The organism is bacterium (genome assembly GCA_023150945.1).
Taxonomy (GTDB): Bacteria; Zhuqueibacterota; Zhuqueibacteria; order Zhuqueibacterales; family Zhuqueibacteraceae; genus Coneutiohabitans.
The window spans coordinates 90,500-112,890 of record JAKLJX010000008.1 but is presented as its reverse complement, the minus strand read 5'-3'; the positions used below and the strand labels follow the sequence as shown (position 1 = coordinate 112,890).

Annotated in this window: 12 protein-coding genes; 6 read left to right on the top strand and 6 right to left on the bottom strand. The window is 60.1% G+C overall.

From position 1 onward, the window contains the following. The first annotated feature begins 58 nt into the window (after positions 1 to 58). The 3 genes from L6R21_12730 (at position 59) to L6R21_12720 (ending at position 4,113) form a co-directional block, all read left to right on the top strand. Positions 59 to 1,459: an MFS transporter gene (locus tag L6R21_12730; protein ID MCK6560052.1), complete on the top strand. Its 1,401-nt coding sequence runs from the start codon at positions 59 to 61 to the stop codon at positions 1,457 to 1,459. Positions 1,460 to 1,698: 239 nt separating this feature from the next. Then, complete coding sequence (locus L6R21_12725) at positions 1,699 to 2,793, top strand: GDSL-type esterase/lipase family protein (GenBank protein ID MCK6560051.1); 1,095 nt, start codon at positions 1,699 to 1,701, stop codon at positions 2,791 to 2,793. Positions 2,794 to 2,907: 114 nt separating this feature from the next. Beyond that, a complete protein-coding gene (locus tag L6R21_12720; protein ID MCK6560050.1) occupies positions 2,908 to 4,113 on the top strand; it encodes a glycoside hydrolase family 27 protein in 1,206 nt (401 codons plus the stop codon). 167 nt (positions 4,114 to 4,280) lie between these two features. Here L6R21_12720 and L6R21_12715 read toward each other — a convergent pair whose 3' ends face one another. The 6 genes from L6R21_12715 to L6R21_12690 all read right to left on the bottom strand — a co-directional run bounded on the left by L6R21_12715 (position 4,281) and on the right by L6R21_12690 (position 15,863). After that, a complete protein-coding gene (locus tag L6R21_12715) occupies positions 4,281 to 5,615 on the bottom strand; it encodes a SpoIID/LytB domain-containing protein (GenBank protein MCK6560049.1) in 1,335 nt (444 codons plus the stop codon). Next, the gene (locus tag L6R21_12710) at positions 5,612 to 6,592 is read right to left on the bottom strand and encodes a DUF4922 domain-containing protein (GenBank protein ID MCK6560048.1); all 981 of its coding nucleotides are present in this window, start codon (positions 6,590 to 6,592) and stop codon (positions 5,612 to 5,614) included. Before L6R21_12710 ends, L6R21_12715 begins: the two co-directional genes overlap by 4 nt. 93 nt (positions 6,593 to 6,685) lie before the next feature. Next, positions 6,686 to 8,158 carry a glycosyltransferase gene (locus L6R21_12705; protein ID MCK6560047.1) on the bottom strand — a complete coding sequence of 491 codons (1,473 nt, stop codon included), beginning with the start codon at positions 8,156 to 8,158 and terminating at the stop codon, positions 6,686 to 6,688. Between the two features lie 460 nt (positions 8,159 to 8,618). Beyond that, positions 8,619 to 10,520, bottom strand: coding sequence for a CocE/NonD family hydrolase (locus L6R21_12700; protein MCK6560046.1), 1,902 nt, complete (start codon positions 10,518 to 10,520; stop codon positions 8,619 to 8,621). 563 nt (positions 10,521 to 11,083) lie between these two features. Then, positions 11,084 to 15,610 (bottom strand): FG-GAP-like repeat-containing protein, encoded by a 4,527-nt coding sequence (locus tag L6R21_12695; GenBank protein ID MCK6560045.1) that lies wholly within the window; start codon positions 15,608 to 15,610, stop codon positions 11,084 to 11,086. 106 nt (positions 15,611 to 15,716) lie between these two features. After that, entirely contained in the window at positions 15,717 to 15,863 is a 147-nt protein-coding gene (locus L6R21_12690) for a hypothetical protein (protein MCK6560044.1), read from the bottom strand. 612 nt (positions 15,864 to 16,475) lie between these two features. Between L6R21_12690 and L6R21_12685 the strand changes: the two genes are divergently transcribed. From L6R21_12685 to L6R21_12675, 3 genes are all read left to right on the top strand, one after another. Continuing rightward, complete coding sequence (locus L6R21_12685; protein MCK6560043.1) at positions 16,476 to 17,066, top strand: RNA polymerase sigma factor; 591 nt, start codon at positions 16,476 to 16,478, stop codon at positions 17,064 to 17,066. Continuing rightward, the gene (locus L6R21_12680; GenBank protein MCK6560042.1) at positions 17,063 to 21,409 is read left to right on the top strand and encodes an FG-GAP-like repeat-containing protein; all 4,347 of its coding nucleotides are present in this window, start codon (positions 17,063 to 17,065) and stop codon (positions 21,407 to 21,409) included. Before L6R21_12685 ends, L6R21_12680 begins: the two co-directional genes overlap by 4 nt. 150 nt (positions 21,410 to 21,559) lie before the next feature. Further along, entirely contained in the window at positions 21,560 to 22,291 is a 732-nt protein-coding gene (locus tag L6R21_12675) for a hypothetical protein (protein MCK6560041.1), read from the top strand. Positions 22,292 to 22,391 lie beyond the last annotated feature (100 nt).

Below are 22,391 nucleotides of genomic sequence, written 5' to 3'. Positions count from 1 at the left end.
GAAGAAGTGACTCAATGTTGTGGTACTTCACAGCGCGACTCAACCGGAGGAGAACCCCGTGAGCAATGAACGAATGAAGCTTTCCGTGCGGGAAAAGATCGGCTATGGTTTTGGGGATTTGGCCTCGGTGTTGTATTGGCAAACGATCTCCGCCTATCTACTCTACTTTTACACCGATGTGTTCGGCCTCACCGCCGCGGCCGCCGGCACCATGATTCTGCTCAGCCGGTTGTGGGATGGCGTCAATGATCCGATGATGGGAATGGTGGCGGACCGCACCAACACCCGCTGGGGCAAGTTCCGGCCTTATCTGTTGTGGATGGCGGTGCCGCTCGCGGTGGTGGGCGTGTTGACGTTTTCGACACCGGATTTCAGCCCGACCGGAAAGCTGATCTACGCTTACGTCACGTTCATTCTCCTGATGATGCTGTACACCGCCATCAACATTCCCTATTCCTCGCTGTTGGGCGTGATCACGCCGGATCCCATCGAGCGCACCAGTGTCTCCTCCTACAAATACGTCTTTGCCTATCTCAGCGGCACGATTGTCTCCGCTTTTGCGCTGCCGTTGACCGAGTATTTCGGCAAGGGTGACTATGCGCGCGGCTGGCAAGTGACGATGATGGTGTTTGGCGCGGCGGCCATCGTCTTTTTTCTGATCACGTTTCTCTCCACGCGCGAGCGCGTGCAGCCGCCCAAGACGCAGAAATCATCGATCGCGCAGGACCTGAAGGATCTCATCGCCAACAAGCCCTGGGTGCTGCTGCTCTTCACCACGCTGCTGTTCATTCTCTTCGTCGCCACCCGCATGAGCGTGACCGCGCATTATTTCAAGTACTACGTCGGTGACCAACAACTGACGCTCTTCGGCAAAACCTACACCTTCGGCTTCATTGCGCTCACTTCGGCCTTCAATGCCATCGGCCAGTGGCTGGCGATTCTCGGCGTCATCTTCACCAACTTCTTTGCCCAAAAAGTGGGGAAGAAGCGCGCTTTCCTGATGCTTTTCATCACCGCCACGGTGTGCACGGCGGCGTTCTTCGTGCTGCAGCCGCACCATATCCTTCCCATGTTCATCCTGCAGATCATCGGCTCCTTTGCCGGCGGCCCGCTGTCACCGTTGATTTGGGCGATGTATGCCGATGCGGCGGATTATTCCGAATGGAAAACCCACCGTCGCGCCACCGGACTGGTGTTTTCGGCCTCCACCATGTCGCAAAAGTTCGGCTGGGCGATCGGCACTTTTGTCGCAGGCGTGCTGCTCTCGGCCTTCGGTTTTCAGGCCAATATCGCCCAGAATGCCGAGGTGCTGTTCGGCTTGAAAGCGCTGATGAGCGTGATCCCAGCGGTGGCCGGCGTGGTGGCGATTGTCTTGATCCTGTTCTACAAACTGGATGAGCAGACCATGCGGCAGATCGAATCCGAGTTGACGGCGCGGCGCGGCGCCGTGGCGGAGTGAGGCCCAATACCGCGGACCTTTCGGCGAAGTCTTTCACGGCTGAGCCGTGGAATGCCATCGGTGACTCCCCGCAGCACAAACGATCGCCCAACCTTGGTCCAGCCAAGGTTGGGACGCATTCTGCCGCATAAGTCAGTGACATTGGGAGTGAGGCCGGCGCGGCCATGCCGTTCAAGCCCGCGGCAACACCATTGCGTTTGCCGCACCGCAATTCATTCCGTCCAACTCGTGAGATCCAGATGAACTGGCTGCTGCTTTTGTCGCAAGTCGTCTTGTCGTTCTCTGTCGGCCAGCGCGATACGCTTTCCGCTTTGAATTTCATTCCGGCCAATCATCCCCACCTGCAGCTTTTCGGCAGATGGGATTTGAGCGATGCCCGGCATCCCCGGCATTCCTGGCCGGGCGTGCAGATCTACGCCGAGTTCACCGGCACCCGCATCGGCGTGCGCATGACTGACGGCGAGCACTACTACAACGTCTACCTTGATGGCGCATGGCAGCGCGTTTTTCGCGGCGACCAAAGCGCAGAGGCAGATTACCTGTTGGCGCAGGGCCTTGCCAACACCCGCCACACGCTGCGCCTGACCAAGCGCAATTGCGTCCAAAACAGAGTCTTTTCGTTTGCCGGGCTGCTGCTCGATCCCGGCGCAGAGCTGCTGCCGCCGCCACCGAAACCCGCCATCAAAATCGAATTCCTGGGCGACTCGTTTACCGTCGCCGAGGGCAATGAAGCAACGGTGGCGAGCATGCCGTGGGAAGAGACTTTTCCGGTGACCAACATCGACATGGGATTTGCGTGGCTCATCACCCGGCATTTTCAGGCGCAATATCACGTGACCGCCCGTTCCGGCATCGGCCTGGTGTGCGACTGGACCGGCGACCGCAGCCTCAATCTGCCCGATCGTTTCGACCGCGCGCTGATGGACGCTTCCGAACCGAAATGGGACTTTCAGCAGTGGCGTCCCCATCTCGTGGTCATTTGTCTGGGGTTGAATGATTATTCCGGATTGAAGGACAAGGAGGGCAACGTCTCACCGGAAAACTCGCTGCTATACCGGCAGCGCTATCATGCGCTGCTGGCGCGGCTGCGCCAGGTTTATCCGGGCGTGGTGCTGCTGGCCACGGCGGCGCATCCCGAGTGGATGCGCGCGAATGTGCGGCAGGTGGTGGCGGAAGAACAGGCGGCGGGCCGGCAGGAGGTTCATTTCGCCCAGTTCGATCATTTCGCGGGCGGATACGTGGCCAACGGCCATCCCAGTGTTGCCTCGCATGAGAAGATCGCCGGCCAACTGAGCGCGGCAATCACCGCCCTGCAACTGCTGCCGCCACGATGAGCAACCGCCGGCGTCGCAGAGTTTTGCCACAGCTTGCCGGCCTGGCAAGCCGGCGGAATTTTTTCGTGTTTCCTGCTCGAGCATATTCGAGCCGATCCCGAAAGGAGTTGGTCCATGAAAAGAACAGCTCTCCTCCTCGTCGTGCTGGCCGCGGCCTCTGCCTGGGCACAGAAATTCGAAGGCCTGGCGCGGACGCCGCCGATGGGCTGGAACAGTTGGAACAAGTTCGGTTGTGACGTCACGGAAAAGCTCATTCGCGAAACCGCCGAGGCGATGGTGAGCAGCGGCATGCAGGCGGCGGGCTATCAGTACGTCGTCATCGATGATTGCTGGCACGGCGAGCGCGACAGCCTGGGTTTCATTCAGCCGCACCCGGAGCGCTTTCCTTCCGGCATGAAGGCGCTCGCGGACTACGTGCATGCGAAAGGCCTGAAGTTCGGCATTTACTCCGATGCCGGCTGGAAAACTTGCGCCGGCCGGCCGGGCAGCCGCGGCTATGAATTCCAGGACGCAATGCAATACGCCAAGTGGGGCGTGGATTACTTGAAGTATGATTGGTGCAACACCGAAGCCCTCAATGCCGAAGGCGCCTATTTGACCATGCGCCAGGCGCTGTACGCCGCCGGCCGCCCGATCGTCTTCAGTCTGTGTGAATGGGGCAGCAACAAGCCGTGGGAATGGGGCAAGAACATCGGCCATCTGTGGCGCACCACCGGCGACATCACCGACTGCTTCGACTGTCTCGTTGACCACGGCACGTGGAAATCCTGGGGCATCACTTACATTCTCGACATGCAGGACGGGCTGCGCATGCACGCCGGGCCGGGTCATTGGAATGATCCCGATATGATGGAAGTGGGCAACGGCATGGCCGTGAATGAAGATCGCGCCCATTTCTCGCTGTGGTGTATGCTGGCCGCGCCGCTGATGGCCGGCAATGATTTGCGCAATATGACGCCGGAAACCGTTGCCATTCTCACGAACCGCGAAGCCATTGCGGTCAATCAAGACTCGCTCGGCATTCAGGGCTTCAAATACTCGAGCCGCGACAGCGTGGAGATTTGGTTCAAGCCGCTGGCGCACGGCGCCTGGGCGGTGTGCTTCCTGAATCGCGGTCACGCGGCGCAGGAGGTTTCCTTTGCCTGGAAGCAGCATGCGATCACGGATGATTTCTCCGAACGCGCCCTCGATTTCACCAGGACGACTTATGCCATTCGCGATTTGTGGGGCAAGAAGAGTCGCGGCAAAACCGACCGGCCTTTTGCCGGCCGCGTGGAATCACATGATGTAATCCTGCTCACGCTGACGCCGCTCAAATGAGAGCCGCAGACCCAGCGCAGACCGCGGGCAGCATCTCCCAGTGGATTTGATTCATGTCCGCTGGGAAATGATGCTCTGGGTGAATGGTGAGTTGGGGGGAAAGTGGAGGCCCGGGAGGAACTTGGCCGGCGCGAAACCTCACGGCTTACTGAGGCGGGCCGCGCGCCTCAATAGAGTTTCTGAAGCTCTGCGCCGCGAAAATAGTGCCGCACGATTTCTTCCGCGCCATAGCCTGCAATCGCCATGACCGCCGCGCCAATCTGGCAAAAACCCACCCCGTGTCCCCATCCCGCGCCGTGCAGCGTGAAGCGCACCGGCAGGCCGCGGCCATCGCGCTCGGTCTTGACAACGAATGCCGAGCTGTAGAGATGACTAGGGGACAGCCAGCGCCGAATCTCCAGCTCCTTGCCCACGATCAGCGTTTGCTCGCTGCCCACGATCTTCAATTTCACCAGCCGGCCGGAGGGACCGCGCTGCACCGGCACCAGATCGCGCAGCGCGCCGAAGCGCATCCCTGATTTGCGGTGCAGAATCTCCTCGAGTTGTTCGCGCGCATAACTCACCTGCCAGCGAAAGAAATCCGTGGTCTCCTGATCGAACGACGGCAGGATTTGTTGCAGAATCCTGCCGTCGGTGGTGTTGCAAAAGGCGTCTGGTTGGGAGAGAATCCATTGTTCCGCTTCGGCCTCGCTGCGCAGCGGCGCGTGCGGCTGCCGCGCATCCGCGAGGCACTGCAGATAAGGTACCGGCGTATTCTCCCAGGCATTTTCGAAGTTCTCGCTCAAGCCGCCGCAGGCCTTGGAAAAACGCGCATCGCAGATTTCGTGCGCATAGACTAGGAAAACGCCGCGCGTCGCTTGCACGGCCGCGGCCGCCGCCGGTGCGATGATCTTGGTTACGCCCTGATAGCGCTGGCAATGATCATCGGCGCACACGTCGTAGAGATCATGATCTTCGCGATCGTACCAGCGGATCAGCTCGCCCGGCCGGGCCAGCGTGCGTTGTGAAGGCCGGCCGCGCCGCTGTTCCCGTTGTTCGCGTTCCAGCATCGCCACCAGCCAACTGCGCGAGGTGATGGCATGGCTGCGCAGCAATTCCACCGGCGCGGTGGCGCTCATCTCCGAAGAAATCACGCTGGCGAGATAATCTTCCACCGCGATCGCATTGATCGCCGCCAGCGTGCCCTCCTCCCGCGCCAGCAGCAGCAGATCACCCGCAAAAGTCTGGTCTTCCTTGCGTTCCCAATGAAAAGCAATGCCGATGACGACTTCCTGCAGCGTGAAGGTGGCGGCGGCAACACTGCGGCAGTGAATAGCCGGCGCGCTCAGCCAGGTCTCGCCGCTGCCGTTCTTCAGGACGACGGCGCCGTTTGCCACAACTGCCGTAAACGCGCCGTGGCATTGCCGGCCGTCCGGCAGGGCAAAGCCGCCGTTGAAGGTGCCGCGCACTTGCTGCCGGTGATCGAGCACACCGACTTTGAGACGTGGTTCGCTTGCAATCATATGCGTGCCAGGATTTGATGGGTGACTTCCGGTGGAATGGAGACTTCGCGATAGATATCCGCCACCAGCGCGGCCTCGACCTGCCGGAAGTCCTTCTCGATGGGCGTGACGATCAGCCCGCCCATGTCCACCGCGGCCGGGCTGATCAGGATTCTATCTTCGCCTTCGCGAAAGAAGACCTCCGGCCGGTGCTTGTGCCGCGGAAAGAGGAGAACGTGATAGAGTTCATCTTCATAGAAACAGATGGCGTTCAGCATGGGCTCATGATCGATCGGCAGCACGGCCTGCATCGCCGCCAGCGTGCGGCGCCACACGGTTGCCAGCGCCGCGGCTTCGAAGCCGGTGAGCAGCAGCACTTCGCGGCCCAAGCCCTGCAGTTTGTGCAGCGAGACGCCCAGCAGGCTTTTCATCAGCAAACGCCGGGCGGGTTCATACATCTGCGTTTCCGCGGGAATCACCCGCCGCGGGCAGGCCTGAAAATGCAAATGATCCGGCGCCGAGGCGCCGCATTTCGGGCCGTTGTAGAACACGGTGAAATACGGGCTGAAATCGCGGGCGAGCCGCAGCAGCGTCTCGACGTGGCCGGCGAGCGCCTGCGGCTGATGCTGCAGGTGGGAAATGGTGTAATGCTGCGAGAAAATCGGCGCGGGGTTGCACAACACCAGAAATTCTTCGCGATACAGAATGCCCTGTTGCGGCGGCGGCAGATTTTCCACGCAGAGAAAGCAGGGCCGCGCTTGAATGGAGCGGGGATCGACCTTGGCGCCGCTGCTCACCACGCGCAGGGGATTGAACTGCAGCCGCACGGCATACTCGTGATTGTCCAACTCGCGCACTTGCACGCTGGCAAGGGCGCGATAGCCTTCGCGGAGTTGCGGCCAGGCCGCTTGTTGTTGGGCCAGCAGATCCAGCGCCAGCCGGGCCAGCGTCGGTGAATTCTTGGCCGGCCCATATTCCGCAAAATAACGAGGTGACAACAAACTTCGACTCCCGGATTTGGCGACGGAATCATGCGCTTGGTTGCGCGGTGGCGGAATCCGCAGCCGATGAGGACGAGGCGCCGCTGCGCCTCAACGGCGGCGGCGATTCAGGCGTTGCCGCGCGAGCAGCTCGATCGTGCGGATCTTGTCTTTGTAATAATCGTTGCGGTTGATCTTGTCGATGGGCAGCGCCGCGTCGGTATTACCTTCCCAGCGGCGGCAGAGGTAAACACAATCGTAAATGCGCCCGATTTGATACTCGCGGGAGAGGCGCAGCGCCACGGCATAGTCCTCGCCATAGCTGACGTTGGGCAGGGGCAGCGCGCGCAGCAAAGCCGTGTCAAAGGCGCGCGGCGCGCCCAGGCCGTTGATGCGCAGCGCGTTGTTGCGGCCGTTGGCCGGCGTCCACTCGCGATGGTCGATCAGGCCCGGCGGAATTTCCTCGAGGTTCATGTTGACCAGGCGGTAGGAGCCGATGACCATGGCGTAATCGCCGCGCTGAAATTCCTCCACGATGCGCTGCAGCGTATCGGGGCCGCTGTAGATGTCATCGGAATCGAGCTGCACGGCGTAGCGGCCGCAGTGCTCGGATTGAATCGCTGCGTTCCAGCAGCCGCCGATGCCCAGGTCGCGGCGGCCGGGAATCAAGTGCCGCAAACCGGCATGTTGCGCTGCCAGGCTCTGCAGCTTCGCGGTGGTGCCGTCACTGGAGTGATTGTCGACCACGATCACGTTGAAGGGGAAATCGGTTTGCTGGCTGAGCGCGCTGTGCACTGCGTCGGCAATCGTGCGCGCACGGTTGCGCACCGGAATGATGACGCTCGCTTTCACCGGAAAGGCCGCGGCCGGTTTGGGCACTTTCTTGAAGCGCGGGGCGAGATAGGCGCCGAGGCGCTTGAGATGCTGCGTCGCCACTTTTTCCATTTCCAGTTGCACGGCTTGATTGCGCGGATCGACATAGTCGAACAGCTTCTCGCCGCTGTGCCGCACGTCGGCTTCGACCTTGGTGTAGAGATATTCCTGCAGGTGAAACAGCGGCGCGCGCAGCGAGAGCTTCAGGCGGAGATCATACCAGCCGGCATATGCGACGTTGGCCACCGCGCCGTATTTTTTCAAACTCGCGCGCACTGCTTTCATGTCGTACAACAGCAGCGCACCGAAATCGAAATTGTCGCGCACACTGCCGGGCTGGTAATCATTCAGCGGATGCTCGCTGCGTTCGCCGTTTTTGATCTCATGGAAATCCGCATAGACCATGCCCGCGCCCGTGCTTTCCGCCACGGTCACCAGCCGCTGCAACGCCTGCTGGCCGAGTTGAATCTCCACGGGCTGCGGCATGAGCAGGGCATAGCTGGTCTTGACGCGCCCGCAAATCGCATTCAACGTTCGGCCGGCTTGCAGCCCCTCCACTTGCAGGCCCGCCGTTTTTGCCAGCGCCGGCAATTCCACCCCGTGATGCAGCAGCACGATCTCACGAACCACCGCGGCTTGCGACAGTTCCTCGAGCAGAGATTGCACATAAGGCGCAGCCGTCAAGGGCATGACAACGGTCAAATCGCGCATGAATTCAATTCTCCTTGCACACATGAGTACTACAACGTTGAGTATACACTCTCCTCGTTTAGCAGGCCGGGTTGACCCCGACGGGGTCGCATGTAACAGCCCACGGGCAGCGCCTTGGGAACCGATAGGATTTGTCGCATTTAGCCCGGCAGGGGCGGTATTCCTGACGTGGTTCTATGGCGCCCTGCTGGGGCTTGGTGATTTTTCCTGATTACGGCTTTCTTTCCCAGGGCAATGTCCGGGAAAACCGGTAATCATGAGATGCCACCCAGCCCCATCGGGCGCCAGAGCAGAAATGCCGACCCGACGTTGAAGGATCAGCATGGCCGGCGATGAATCATGCGGCCGCCGCAAGCAGCCGCTGCGCCGCCCGGCGGTGCGGCATTCCAAACTCGGCCGCCGCGTGCCAGTATGTATCAGAACCTTTGGTGAATTTCAAGAGGTTTTTCCGGCGCCGGTTTCACCGCCGGCCGGCCTCGGGCAGAATGCGCAACGTGACCCGGCTGGGATACTCCGCCGAGCTGTACACGCGCTGCGTGGCGATTTGAAAATCCCCGGGCTGCGCGGCGAAAACGTCGATGAACTTCTGGGGATTGCGGTCGATCATCGGAAACCAGGTGCTTTGTACCTGCACCATGACGCGATGGCCTTGTTTGAAGCGGTGCAGAACATCCTGCAGCACGAATTCCACTTTGGTGATCTTGCCGGGCGCGAACGGCTCGGGCGCCGCCAGGCTGTTGCGGAACTTTCCGCGGATGACGTCGCCGCGCACGAGCTGTTGGTAGCCGCCCATCTTCACCTGGCGTGGATTGGGATCCGGGTCGGGCGTGTCTGCGGGAAACACGTCGATCACCTTGACGATCCAATCGGAATCCGTGCCGCTGGTGGACACGAACAACGTGGCGGTAATCGGCCCGGCCGCGCACAAGTCCGCCGCGAGCGGCTCGCTTTGATAGACCAGCACCTCGGGCCGTGTCGCGGCGAAGCGTTGATCCTCCAGCATGAAGGCGGGATTGTACCAGTGCCTGATTTCCGCGGTGTAGGGCACGGGCTTGGCGGGATCGCTGTCATATTCGCGGAACGCGTTGTCGCGGGCCGCTGGAGCGTCGAAGCGCAACGTGCCGTCTGCATGCAGATGCAGCGCCACCGCCGCGGCTTCCGCCGGTGGCCAGCGCTCGAGCATGCGCCAGGCATTGCCACCGGTTTCGAACACCACGGCTTCCGGCAGCTCCGGGGGCTTGCGTTCCTTGAGATAATGATTGAAAAACGGCAGTTCGACGTGTTCGAGGTAAAACGCCGCGGTCTTGGCGCCGAAGTTGAGATCGCCCAGTTGTTCGCCTTCGTCGTTTCCCCATTGCCCGTGCGACCACGGCCCCATCACCAGCATGTTGAAAGCGCTGGGATTGTTTTGTTCGATGGCCTGATAGGTGTGCAGCGCGCCGTAGAGATTCTCCGTGTCGTACCAGCCGCCCACCACCAGCATCGCGGGCTTGATCTTGCGGAGATGCGGCAGCACATCGCGCGCCTCCCAAAAGGCATTCCAGACACTGTTGCGCGCCAGCTCATTCCAGAAGGCCACCTGATTCTTCATGTAGCGGGTGTTGGCGTTGGACAACGGCCCGAGATTCAGAAAGAACTGGTAACCGTCGGGTGTTTGATGATCGAAGGGAGGGAGGGGCGTACTGGTCGGCTCCGGCCGCGGTTGCCCGAAGCGCACGTAGAAATCGAAGGCATGCGAGAGGAGAAAAGCGCCATTGTGGTAGAAGTCATCGCCGGCCATCCATTTGGAAACCGGTGCCTGCGGCGATACGGCTTTGACCGCCGGATGCGCATCGAGGGCGGCCATCGTGCTGTAGAATCCCGGATAGGAAATGCCGCTGACGCCCACGCGGCCGTTGTTGCCCGGAATGTTTTTCACCAGCCAGTCGATCGTGTCGTAGGCATCCGTGCTTTCGTCGATGTCGCGTTTGCTTTTCTTCGCCGGCAGGTAGGGCCGCACGTCCTGAAATTCTCCCTCCGACAGGTAACGGCCGCGCACGTCCTGCGCCGCAATGATGTAGCCTTCCTGGAAATAGCGCCAGCGCTGATTGTCGGGCTTGTCGAGATAGTAATCGAGGCCGTAAGGCGCAACGCTGTAGGGCGTGCGGCGCAGCAGGATGGGATACTGCTGGGATTTGTCCTTGGGCACGTAGACGCTGGTAAACAGGCGGACGCCGTCGCGCATCGGGATGCGGTATTCGTATTTGGTGTAATGCTGCCGCAGGTAATCTGCTGCCTGCTGCTTGTCCTGCGCCGGCAGGGGCAACACCGCCAGCGCTGCCAGCAGGAATCCCAATTTGCACAGCCGTCGCTGCCATGCCATCTTGCCTCTCCCTTCTGTTGCGTGTGAGTTTCTGAAGTGAGTATGCTGCCGCCGCACTGGCGTTACGCTGCGGCGTCAGGGGGAACGCAGCGTTGACGCGCAGCCGCGCCGGACCCCGGTTTACTGGCGAAATCAACTGCACTGCGAGTGAGGAGATGACGGCGGGAACGAAACCGGGTTGGCCGCCACTCTCCGGCGAGTCATTACTCATGCCGGCCGCGGGGGGATCGTCGCGCAAGGCTTGGGAGCGCATGGTAACCAGCGTCGTTTTCAATTTCAAGGGCTTTTTGTTCAGGAAAAAGCAAAGGCACAAAGACACGCGAGGCGTCTTTGTGCCTGGTTGGTTCCGTCACGCTGGTGGTTTGTTACACTGGAAAGTATAGCCCTCGCCCGTGTTGTTCTGCAAAAATCCTGTGAAGATTCGAGCACGGCGCCACGTCCCTTGCAGGATTCCTGCTGAATGACACGCGGAATCACACACACAAGTCAAGGCAACAGCGCGAGTGGCGGAGTGGCGATTTCCGCGCGCGTGACGGCAAGCCGTGGCGAACGGCCAACGCGCCTTATCGCAGCAGGCTCATCTTCTTCACCTGCACAAATTCACCGGCCTGCAGGCGGTAAAGATAGATTCCACTTGCCCGCAGCCGGCCGCGCTCGTCTTTGCCATCCCAAATGACGCGGTGAAAGCCGGCCGAACATTCTTGTTCCACCAGCGTGCGCACCCTTTCGCCGAGCAGGCTGAAAACCGTCAGCTTCACGGCTGAGGCCTCCGGCAGCGCGAAGCCAATCTCGGTTTCGGGATTGAAGGGGTTGGGATAATTCTGCTCCAACCGGAACTCCTGCGGCACACCAGTGACAGCCCTCTTCGAATCGCCGGCTGGTTTGCCGAGCGCCGGCTGGACCACGACCGTCAGTTTGGGACGATATGCCGGTGTCAAGTATTCTTCACTGGCGTGAAAGTACCGCATGCCGGCATTGGGTTCGAGAATCAGCAACCAGCCCTCGTTGGCATTCGCCGCCAACATCGCTTTGACGGCTTGGGTCACGTTCAGTTCGCACCAGGTGCCGGGTGCGTTGCCCACCGCTTGCACGGCATCAGGCGTGATGAGATAATCACCGCCGGGACTGGCCCACCATTCCTGTGCGTGTTTGGCGCTCAGCCAGGTGACCTCACCGGATTTGGCTTCGGTGTTATCGCCCGCGCCTTCACCCCACGCCCGCAGCAGGCGATGCAACGAGAGTTGATCTGCCTTGACACCTTCAGATTCCGCCAGCAACAAACTGATTTTGGCGGAAATGATCTGATCCGCCGCGTTCACGCCGCGCGACTGCAAGCCCGGAACAAAATCGAATTGCAGCAAGCCGCGCCACTCTTTCTTCTCGGCATTGGCGCCGAGCACGCGCAAGCGGGTGGTGTTGCCGTAATTCCGGTTTTGCGCAAAGTCGATTTCACGAATGTGGGCGTCCTGCGTCACCCCGGCAAAATCAGTGTTGCCGGTTTCGCCGAAGGTGATGGTTTCCGTCGCAGTGGCGGCGGGGGCGCCGAGCAGCACGCTGATCGCGCCCGGGCCGTACCAGCCCTTGCTGTCTTTCCGGCCGTAGTTGCCGGCGGCGAGATCCAGAATGCCGTCGTGGTTGAAGTCTCCCGCAACCACCGAGGTGGGCGTGTCGCCCACCGGATACGCTGCAGGATTCGCCAGATTGCCCTTGCCGTCACCGCGCAGGACCACGATTTCGCCGGTGCCGGAGGCGGCCACGATGACATCGACATGCCCATCTTTGTCGAGATCCGCGACGGTCACGGCTCGCGGTTCACAATCGGTCAAGGCAATCGGATGGATCACGCGCGGGAAGAAGCGGCCATCGCCGCGGCCCAGCAACACCGAGATGCTCTTGCTGCCGGCATAATTCGGGAAGCCGTCGTCTTCATTCGCCACCACCAGGTCGAGAATGCCATCTTCGTTGCAATCGGCGTTGGCGAGCTGCAACGGCCCTTCGCCGGACACGAAGCCGCGCTGGGTCGTAAAAGTGCCGTCGCCGTTTCCCAGGAACACGGTGCCAAATTCCTGCACCGCTGACGCCTCGGTCTTGTCGCCCCCGACCACGGCGAGATCGAGCCTGGCATCATTGTTATAGTCACCCACGGCCAGCGCGTTCGCCGGATGTGCGCAGGAATAGAATCGCGCTGCTGCAAAAGCGGGAATCTGATTCTGGCTAAGAAGCACGGCAAGAGTCGTCTCCGCGTGATTGTTCACCACAATATCTTGCCGGCCGTCGCCGTTGAGGTCAGCAATGGCGGCATTCCACGGATCGCGCCCGACTTGATAAGGAAACGCTGAGCCGAACCAGCCGTCGCCGAGGCCGTAGAGCACCAGCACATAGTCCGGCGTCGCCGGCTCGAGGTCAGCCGTGCAGACGGCCAGGTCCATCTTGCCGTCGGCGTTGAGGTCGCCGGTTGCCACGTGTTGAGGATAGTAGCGCCGGGGATCCGGATGGTAGATCGGCCAAGCCTCCGCGCCCAGGTACTTGTCATCAGACAGCTTTTTGAACGTGCCGTCGCCCTCGCCCAGGAAGATCAGCGCATGATTGGTTTCCGCGCGCAGAATGAGCAAATCGAGATGACCGTCATTGTTGTAATCCGCGGTGACCAGATTGCGCGTCTTGTCGCCGGCGAAGGAGCTGAGGCGGTACGGCGAGCCCGGCGCGGCAGCAAAGGTCTCAGCCCCCTGAGCCGGAGCAATCATGAAGGAGAAGGTGTAAGGCTCGGCGAGTCCTGTGGCTGTGGTCAGTGTGACGGTGACTTGCTCGCCAATTGCAAAGTCCCTGATTGGATCGAACTTCACTGCCTTGTTGCCGTCTTCGAATGAGAAAGATCCGATGTGGACACCGGATTGGCTGCCGAGGACATTGACAGATTGAATGCCGAAGAATTTTGGCACAACCGCACGGGCAAAGATGATGGGAATATCGATGTTTTGTGTGACATCAACACGTCCGCTGAGCGGCGAGTAAACCGACCCGGGTGGCAGCGGCAGATAGATGTTTTTCGCGACCACGACCAGATCCTGATGATCATTGTCGCCGCCCTGGAATTGATCTTCCCACCCCATAAACCACTCCTCGGGATCGGGCGTTGAGTAAAGCGCGAGATGGTCCAGGCCATCGGGATTCAGGCCGGCTTCAGAGTAGAAGGTAAAATCTCCCAACGAGCTGAAGATGACATCAAGATAGAAGCCAAATTTACCCGCTGCCTGAAAGCTGGTATTGTCCCCTGGCCTGGCATTGGCCAGCAGGCTGTGCTTCATGGTTCCCTGGTAATAGCCAAGATTGAGAATCTGTGTCGCCGAGAATCTCGCCATGACTTGAGCGCCGCCGTTGGTTTCAAAAAACTGGCCGCTATCCTCGAGTTCTGGCGGCAGGGCATAGCCCGGATAGGTTTCGGCATAGATCTGCGCAAGGGATTTCTCGAATCCGCCGAGCGCGAGGCGAGCATAGCCGCGCTCGCCCGGCATGACGGTCACGATCGGATCGGCGGAACTGTAATGATAGAAAGTGCCATCCCCGTTGAAATCGTAGGAAAAGACTGCCTGCACAATCTGCCCGGGAGCGGCGGCGCCATCTGCCACTTCCAGCGCGACAAACAGGTGGTTGATATACTCGCGCAAAAACGGTATGCCATCGGTAAGATCGACAACGAGCGGAGCGGTTTCCGCCAGGCTGAGATTATAGCCTCCGTCATACCGCACTGGATGGTACGACGTCCATAGGGGCGTGGCGGGGGAACCGATGCCGCCGCAGTAGGCAATGCGCCCTCGCTGCGGATGCGTAAGCGCCGCAGTCGCATAAAGGCGTGGCGCATAATCCTCGCGATCTTCGTTGTAATAGGCAACATCGAAGGCGCCATTGGGAGCCAAGACATAGTCATACGCTGCCCACATGAAACCTTGTCCCTCCGGTGAGGTGCTGTTGGCGCTGTTGGAAGTGCCCCACGCGTTGCCCCAGGAATTGGCAATCAGGAATGCCCCATGCTGGGTGACGCCGTCTTCCTCAAAAGACTTGTCATCATCATAGCCGACAATGGTCATGGCATGGGACCCAACGAAGCTGGCGCCGCTGTGGGAATAAAGCACGCCGTTGCTCAAACCCGAACCGTCCAGACCAAACTCGTAATACCAGTTCGAATAGACCGCCGTCCGAGTTACAGCAATGTTGCCGTTGGCAAGATGTTGCTTGAGCGCAGCGATTCCCTCTGGCGTCGTCAAATCGATTGCATACGACTGCAGCGTTCGCCGGCCTAACGCTTCGATCCAGGCGGATTCCGAGGGCCAGGTGGTATAATCCGCATCAGAATAGGGCATGAATTCCCAACTGGCGCAGCCCACCTCATTCAGCCGGTTCACGACTTTGGCGGTGGCGGCTCCGAGATCGCTGCCGCTATTGGTCAGGGGATACATGAAAGCCGGGCTGGCAATCTGCTTTCTGGCCTCACTATCTTCGATCCCGCGAGATACATCGTAGCCTCCGTCTCTGGCCTGCGTGTACGTCGCCCAGTAGTAGCACGCCGCCCACGCCGTGCAAGATCCCTGATTACCCTGATTGCCGATAGGCGGGAAATACTGCGAGAGGCTGTTGTCAACCCGCAACGGCCGGGCCATGACGTCCTGCAGGAGAGCGCGGGTTTTCGCCAGGGCATTGGCCGGCACGGTGTAAACCGGAACAAAGATCGAATCAATGAATCGCTGTTCTTCCTGAGTCACTTCCAGAGCGCCGAGCGCCGGAATTTCACCGGGGCCGCCCGACAGAACTTCAGGGAGCTTCCTCTCTTCGACGCGTATCACCCCCGGGATTTGATTGATATCTGGAATCCGGTCGCGCGATATGTGAATGACAAAGGCGTATTCCGCGACAAAATCCAGGACGTTACCTCCCAATGCGGTGATGGCATTTCGAACGGCCAGCAGATCGGCATTCTGCTGAACCCCGACCCGGAATTCCGCGCCGGCCTGCGTCCTGCCAATCTGTGGGAACGCCATAATGATGCTCAAGACCAAGATGCTCTTGAGCAGGTTGGAAAATACTTTTCGTGACATATCAGACCTCCTTACTCGAGTTTGATCTAGCTGGCACGGGCGGTGCCGCAAACAGAAGCGAAAAACACCGCACGCGCCTCGCATTTTGTTCCTTCTGTCCCGTCCCTCACCGCACCAAAGTCATCTTCTTCGCCTGCTTGCGAATCTCGCGGCCCGTGATGTCACAGATTGTCACCACCACGTGACTTGCCTCCGGCAGCGCGAAGCCAATCTCCGTCTCGGGATTGAACGGCTTGGGATAATTTTGCCACAAAATCAATTCCTACGTAACGCCGGCCGGTTTCCTGGCAGCAGACCTGGTCCGCTTTGGCAATGAGTTTGTGCCGACAAACCTGAACCGGCTCAGGGCGCATGGAAACAATTCTGCCCTTCGTAGGATCGTTGGCGTCGATTTCGCTCTCACAATCCTCCAGACGCAGCCAGCGCGATTTTTATGCAGTCGTGAGAAATTTTTGCTGGCCTCGGCGGGGAAGAGAAACTGGCAGCAGGTGCAGGCCGCCGAGTATTCTTGCTGAACGCAAAATCACCCTGGGCGCTGCGTGTCTTGCGGGAGGGAGGATTCGACCTCGGGCAGCGGCACTCAGTGTCGCTCCCTCTTGCCAATTGCCGGCTTGCGATGAAAAATGCAATCGCCTCCTGCTTTCTCTGCAGCCACGTTGCTCAGTGGTAAGCCGGCCCAACTTGACCGGGTCAGCGACTCACGCATTGAGGCAAAGCAGCCGGCGGGCGCCGGATTTTCGCTTGCTCTTCAAGCGGAAATAGCGGATATTACCGCCGCAACGATGAGAGCGTCGGCGCCTTTGCTGAAGCCAGCCGGATGAAACGCAGATGACTCGCTTCCGACCGATGGCCTCGGGAGGGAGACATGACCGTGCCCGACGATGAAATTCTGATTCAGCAGTATCAGCAGGGGGAGGAGGGGGCGTTCCGGACTCTGTTTCAACGCTATCATGCGTATGTCTACAAAGTCCTGATCCGCAAAGGTGTACCCGGCGCGGATGCGGAAGATTTCACGCAGGATCTCTTTCTCAAACTCACCACCGCGCTGCGCCATTTCGCCGGCCGCAGCACCTTCAAAACCTACCTCGATCGTTCCATCACGCACAAGCTGATTGATTTCTATCGCCGGCAGCGCGCCTCCGGACTGCGGCGCCCAACCGAGCTGATCGATTTGCTCGAACTCGCGCCGCCGGCTGCGTTCGCCTCCCGCAGCTTCAGTCCAACGCCTGCCGGTGGCGACCTGGAGGAGAGTCTCGGCAATTGCCTGGCGAAACTGCGCAGCGTCGCGCGGCGCGCCGTGCTCGCGCTCTGGCTCGATGGCTTTAAGCTGCGGCAAATCGCCGAAATTCTCGCGCTGCCCCAGGGTACGGTGACTTCTCATTTGGCGCGCGGCCGCGTGCAGTTGCGGCAGTGTCTGGAACACGAGCTGGGCCACCAACTCATGAGGCAGCCATGAAACCGGCAAACGGACAACGAACCCTTGGGCCGGCGCGCGGCGGCTGGTGGCGGGCCTTGCTCGCCGGACTGTGCGCTGCCTCGACCGTTCTGCCCATGCCAGGCGACCCCACGGTGAAGGCTCCGCTCAAATTCACCAACGTCACCCAGGCTGCCGGCCTCGATCGCGAAACCGATGCCATGCGCGCCCTCTTCGTCGACTTTGACAGTGATGGTTGGGTGGATCTGCAATTGATCAATCGCCATTATCAACCCTGTTTACTCTATCGCAATCAACGCAACGGCACCTTCACGGACGTGGCCGAAGCCAGCGGGCTGCGCCTGCGCTTCAATCACGCTGCGACATTCTGGGTGGATTTGGACAACGACGGCGACCAGGATTGTTTGAGTGCCGGCGAGAATCAGGATGAATATTTCATCAACAATGGCGTGCAGGTTTCCGGCGAGGTGACCTTCACTTCGCGCGGCAGCTTGTTCGGACGTGCCAGCACCGGCCGCAACACCGGCCTGGCAATCGCGGATTTTGACAATGATGGACTGGTTGACATTTTTGCTGCGCAGGGCAATCTCGATCCCCGGCCCGAACCCGCCGACCGCGCGCTACTGTTGCGAAATCTCGGCCAGGGAAAATTCGCCGAGGTGAGCCAAACCGCCGGCCTTCCCGATTTCTTCGATGTCAGCCGCGCGTTTTGGACCGACTTGAACCGGGATGGCTGGCCCGACTTGATCATTCTCAACAATTCGCGGCCTTTCTTGCAGGCGTTCCTGAATCGCCGTGACAAGTTTCAGGAGGCCACGACCACGGCCGGTTTGGATGCCATCGCTTTCGAACACGAGGCCCCGGCGTTTTTCGATGCCATGGACCTGAATCACGACGGGGATTTGGACCTGCTCATCGATCTCCCGTCCCGTTGTTACCTTTATCAAAATGGCCGCTTTGTGGCGACGCCGCATCACCGCCTCTTTCCTTCTGCGTTTGACTCACGGTTGCTGCAATTGCTCGCGCGGGCCGATGTTGATAATGACGGCTTTCTTGATTTGCTCGCCACCTCGGCTGACGGCCTCGTCAGCGCCTGGCGCGGCAGAGTAGGTGGTCAATTTGAAGAAAAGGCCGTGCCCATTCATGCGTGGAATCCCGAGCTGTCTTTCTATTCGCTGAGCGCCGGCGATTATGATAATGACGGCGATCTCGATCTCATTTCCGTCGCGCCCGGCGGCTGCGTGCTATATCGCAACGACAGCCCGCAACATCATTGGCTGCAAATTCAGCTCAAAGGCCTCGCCAGCAATGCTGATGGCATTGGCAGCCGCGTGGAAATCGTGGCAAAAGATCTGCGCCAAACCATCACGAGCGGCGTCAATCAGCAAATTCATTTCGGATTGGGTGTCCATTCGCATGCCGACAGCCTGCGCATTTCCTGGCCCTCCGGCCAGGTCCAGCAGCTCGTGCGCGTTGCAGCAAATCAACGGTTGATCATCACCCAACCGATGATCACCAATTTTGAAGACATCACTGCCGCCGCCGGCATTGTCGGCGCGTGGCAATCGCGCGGCGCCGCCTGCGGCGACTTTGATAACGACGGCCATCTCGATCTTGTCGTCAATGGCGGCCACGGCATGCTGTTTCACAACAACTGCAATGGCACGTTCACCGAGGTCGCCGAAAAAAGCGGCATCTACACGACGCGCTGGTCGCATAACGGCGGGGTGGCGTGGGGAGATTTCAACAACGATGGCCGATTGGATCTGTTTTTCACGCATGAAAGCAAGATGCTGCATCGTCTTTTCCTCGGCCAAACGGATGGCAGTTTTCTCGAAGTGACCACGGAAGCTGGTGTTGCGTTGCCGGGTAATGGCGGGCCGGTGCTTTTGGCGGATTTCGACCGCAACGGCTTTTTAGACGTACTGATTCCCAGCGCCGTGCCGGTGCAATTGTTTCTCAATCAGGGCAATGCCACCTTTGTCGAATCCGCGCAAGCAGCCGGCTTGGTCAACATTCGTTCTGCGAAACACATGACCGGCTGCACGGGCGATTACGATAATGACGGCGACATTGATGTCTATTTGACCAACTCCAACTGGTCGTACAAAAAGCACGATGCGCCCAACTATCTTTTCCGCGATCGCGGCGACGGCACGTTTGAAGATGTCACCGTGCCGGCGGGCGTGGCGGATTCGACCAATTCCAAAGGCGCCATTTTTGCGGATTACGACAATGACGGCGACTTGGATTTGTACGTGGCCAACGACGGCGGTGACAATCGGTTGTTTCGCAACAACGGCGACGGCACTTTTGATGACATGGCAGCGCAAGCCGGTGTCGCCGGTCCTTTTGCCGCGCATGCGCCCAACTTTGCTGACATGGACAATGACGGCGATTTGGATTTGTATGTGACGGCGTCAAGTTGGTTAATCGACAGCCTGCAAGCCGTCCATCGTCTCTTGCCAGATGTGTTGTACCGCAATAATGGTTTTGACCCTGCACTGGGATGGACCTTCACCGACATCACCACGGCCGCGGGCATCGATAATCCTGCGCATTGTCTTGCGGCGATATGGGGAGATATTGATAATGACGGTGATCTCGACCTGTTTTTGTGCAACAGCTATGACAAACGCCTGGGAGCGCCCAAAGTCAATTTCCCGCCTTATCCGGAAAACAAACTCTACCGCAATCTCGGCAACAGCAATCATTATCTTCACCTGAGTCTGGTTGGCCACCGCAGCAACCGCGCCGCGATTGGCGTCCGCGTCGCAGCGCGCGCCGGAGATTTGCGGCAAATCCGCGAAGTGCAAGGCGGCGGCATGCACACTTCGCAAAACAGCCTGCGCCTCGCCTTCGGTTTTGGCCTCCGCGAAAAGGTGGAGGAACTGATCATTCGCTGGCCGAGCGGCATCGTGCAGACGCTGAAGCAGCCACGCCTCAATCAAATTCTCACTGTTGCAGAGCCTTTCAAAGCCGGACCGATCCAGCTCGAGCGGGCAACGCTCGCCGCGGTGCAGTGGTGGTCTTGGCGGCTTGGCGGCGTGCTGGTGCTGCTCGCTCTCCTGTGGTGGAGCGCCAAACGCGTGGTTCCTGTGCTGGCGCACCAGTTTCGGCGCCTCGCTCTGGTGCGCAAAGACCGGCACTTCCGTCCGGTTGCGGAACTGCTGCGCACGCCGCCATCCCGCTCTCTCCCCGTGCCGGCGTCCGGCCAACTGCCGGCCAGCGTCAAAGTGAGCATCAGTTTGATCGAATTCAAAAACGATCTGCTCTTGACGCACACGCTCGAACAGGTGCGTGGCCTGGAGGAGGCCTTTCCCGATTTCCATCTCGGGCGCCAGGAAAAGCAGCCTTATCTTTTGCGCGCGGAAAAGCTCCGCCATCTCAAGCTGGATGTGCAGGAGGCCTTTGCGGCTTATGCCGCCTACGTGCGGCACGGCCAGAAAGCGGAACTTTCGCCGGCACAGGCGCTGCGCGACATCGGGCACCGGCTGCATCGCTTCTTTGGCCTGGCCGGCTTCTACAATCGCTTGTTCAGCCTGCCGGCCCATCTCGCGGCGCAGGTGGAATTCGTGCTCGACAGTCTCGAGCTGCCCTGGCCTCTGGTCTATGATGAGGAGCAGCAGTGCTTTCTCTGCGAGCGGTTCTCTTGCGCCGTTTCCTTTCCGGTTTTTCCGGCGCCCGGCGCCGGCTTTCGTGGCCTTGCGGATGAAACAGCCGGCCGCGGCGCGGCGCCGGAGGCCATCATCTTCTACGGCGATTGGCACGGTGATCGCAAAGAGCTGCAGGAAGTCAACGCTGAAATTCAGGAGGTGGAAGGCATTCTGCGCCAGGCGGGAACCCGGGTGCACCTGGTGTCGCAGGATCTCGATCAATTGGCCGAGCTGCTGCTGGAGATGGAGACGCAGAGGCGCAACCTGCGCGTGCTGCACTACTGCGGTCACGTCGAAGGCAGCAAGCTCGCTGCGGGTGAGGAGAGCTACCTCGCGCCGGGCTTCTTCCGCGAAACCGTGGGCGTCACCCTGCCCTCACAGCCGATTGTCTTTCTCAATGGCTGCCGCTCCGGCGGCATGACCGCAGCGCGCGGCGAGAACCTCTCCAACGAACTGCTCGAATGCGGCGCCGCCGCCTGCCTCATCACCGGCCTCCCGGTGCATGAAACCGGCGCCCGCCGGGTGGCCGCGCGCTTCTATCACCATTTCGTGCAACAAGCCGCGACGGCCGGCGAAGCGCTGCGCCGCACGTGTGTGGAACTGGGACAAGCGCGCCATGCCGCGGGCCGCGATCCGGAGTATGACATCACCCGGTATTGCTACAGCCTCCACGGCGCGCCGTTTGCGAAGTTCTGCGCTCCGCCTTGACCAGCGCTCCGGCCGCGATGACCGGAGATTGAATCCCGTTCATTCGGATTGGAATGCCCCGAATCTGCCGCATAAAAAGACCGCCGCTGTTCGTCTATCATAAGTGAAGAGAGGCAGTGTTGGTGGCCAATCACGACAGCGAGGAGTAGAATGGACTGCCTGAACACCAATCAGTTGGCACTGTACCTGACCACGTATGGCTTGCGCGCGGCGGAGCGCCGGGCGTTTGACCGGCATCTCGACAATTGCCCGGCGTGCCGGGAACGGCTGCAACGCCTGCGGCAGCAGGTGAACAGGCTGAATCTGGAGAATCACCAAGCCTGTGCGGCAACGCACGCGGCGCTCGAAGCCTATGCCCTGGGCGTATTCTCCGCGGAACAGCAGCAGAGCCTCAGGCAGCACAGCAGCGAATGCCACGCCTGCCGCATGCTGTTGGCGCGCTTGTCGGATTTTCCGGACTTGTTGCAAGTGGAAACGTGGGAAATCCCCGTGCCGCCGCGGCTGGCGGAGAAGATCGCGGCTGCGTTGGACGAGCGAGCCGGCGCGAGGCCTTACGCGGAAAGTGTGTTGCCGGCCGCGGTGAAGCAGGTCAAGAAAGTCCTGCGGGAGATTCGGTTAACGCTTGCACCGCTGGAGCCGGCTCTCGGTTTTCGCGACAGTGCCGCAGGGGAGAAGAGTGACTTCGTGGCAGTGGAGCATGCCGGCGGCGATCTGGTGGTGAATGTCGGCGCTGCCGGTGTGATTGTGGAGCTTTATTCCAACCGGGAAAAATATCTCGACGATGGCGAATCCGATGCCGCGGGCCGGGTCGTTTTTGAAGGGATGAAACCGGGGATCTACAAATTCAAAGTGCACGGCCACCGCATTGCGAGCGCGACCTGAGTGCATGCGTCATGCAAACCGGCCACCCTGCTTGGCGGCAGGGTGGCCGGTTCATCGATTGCGAGTGAATGCCACATAACTCCGGGACACAATCGCAACA

What these genes read in the sequence shown, in the direction of transcription:
- L6R21_12725 (MCK6560051.1), top strand. Translation starts at nt 1,699, where the DNA reads ATGAACTGGCTGCTGCTTTTGTCGCAAGTCGTCTTGTCGTTCTCTGTC.
- L6R21_12720 (MCK6560050.1), top strand. Translation starts at nt 2,908, where the DNA reads ATGAAAAGAACAGCTCTCCTCCTCGTCGTGCTGGCCGCGGCCTCTGCC.
- L6R21_12715 (MCK6560049.1), bottom strand. Translation starts at nt 5,615, where the DNA reads ATGATTGCAAGCGAACCACGTCTCAAAGTCGGTGTGCTCGATCACCGG.
- L6R21_12705 (MCK6560047.1), bottom strand. Translation starts at nt 8,158, where the DNA reads ATGCGCGATTTGACCGTTGTCATGCCCTTGACGGCTGCGCCTTATGTG.
- L6R21_12700 (MCK6560046.1), bottom strand. Translation starts at nt 10,520, where the DNA reads ATGGCATGGCAGCGACGGCTGTGCAAATTGGGATTCCTGCTGGCAGCG.
- L6R21_12695 (MCK6560045.1), bottom strand. Translation starts at nt 15,610, where the DNA reads ATGTCACGAAAAGTATTTTCCAACCTGCTCAAGAGCATCTTGGTCTTG.
- L6R21_12685 (MCK6560043.1), top strand. Translation starts at nt 16,476, where the DNA reads ATGACCGTGCCCGACGATGAAATTCTGATTCAGCAGTATCAGCAGGGG.
- L6R21_12680 (MCK6560042.1), top strand. Translation starts at nt 17,063, where the DNA reads ATGAAACCGGCAAACGGACAACGAACCCTTGGGCCGGCGCGCGGCGGC.
- L6R21_12675 (MCK6560041.1), top strand. Translation starts at nt 21,560, where the DNA reads ATGGACTGCCTGAACACCAATCAGTTGGCACTGTACCTGACCACGTAT.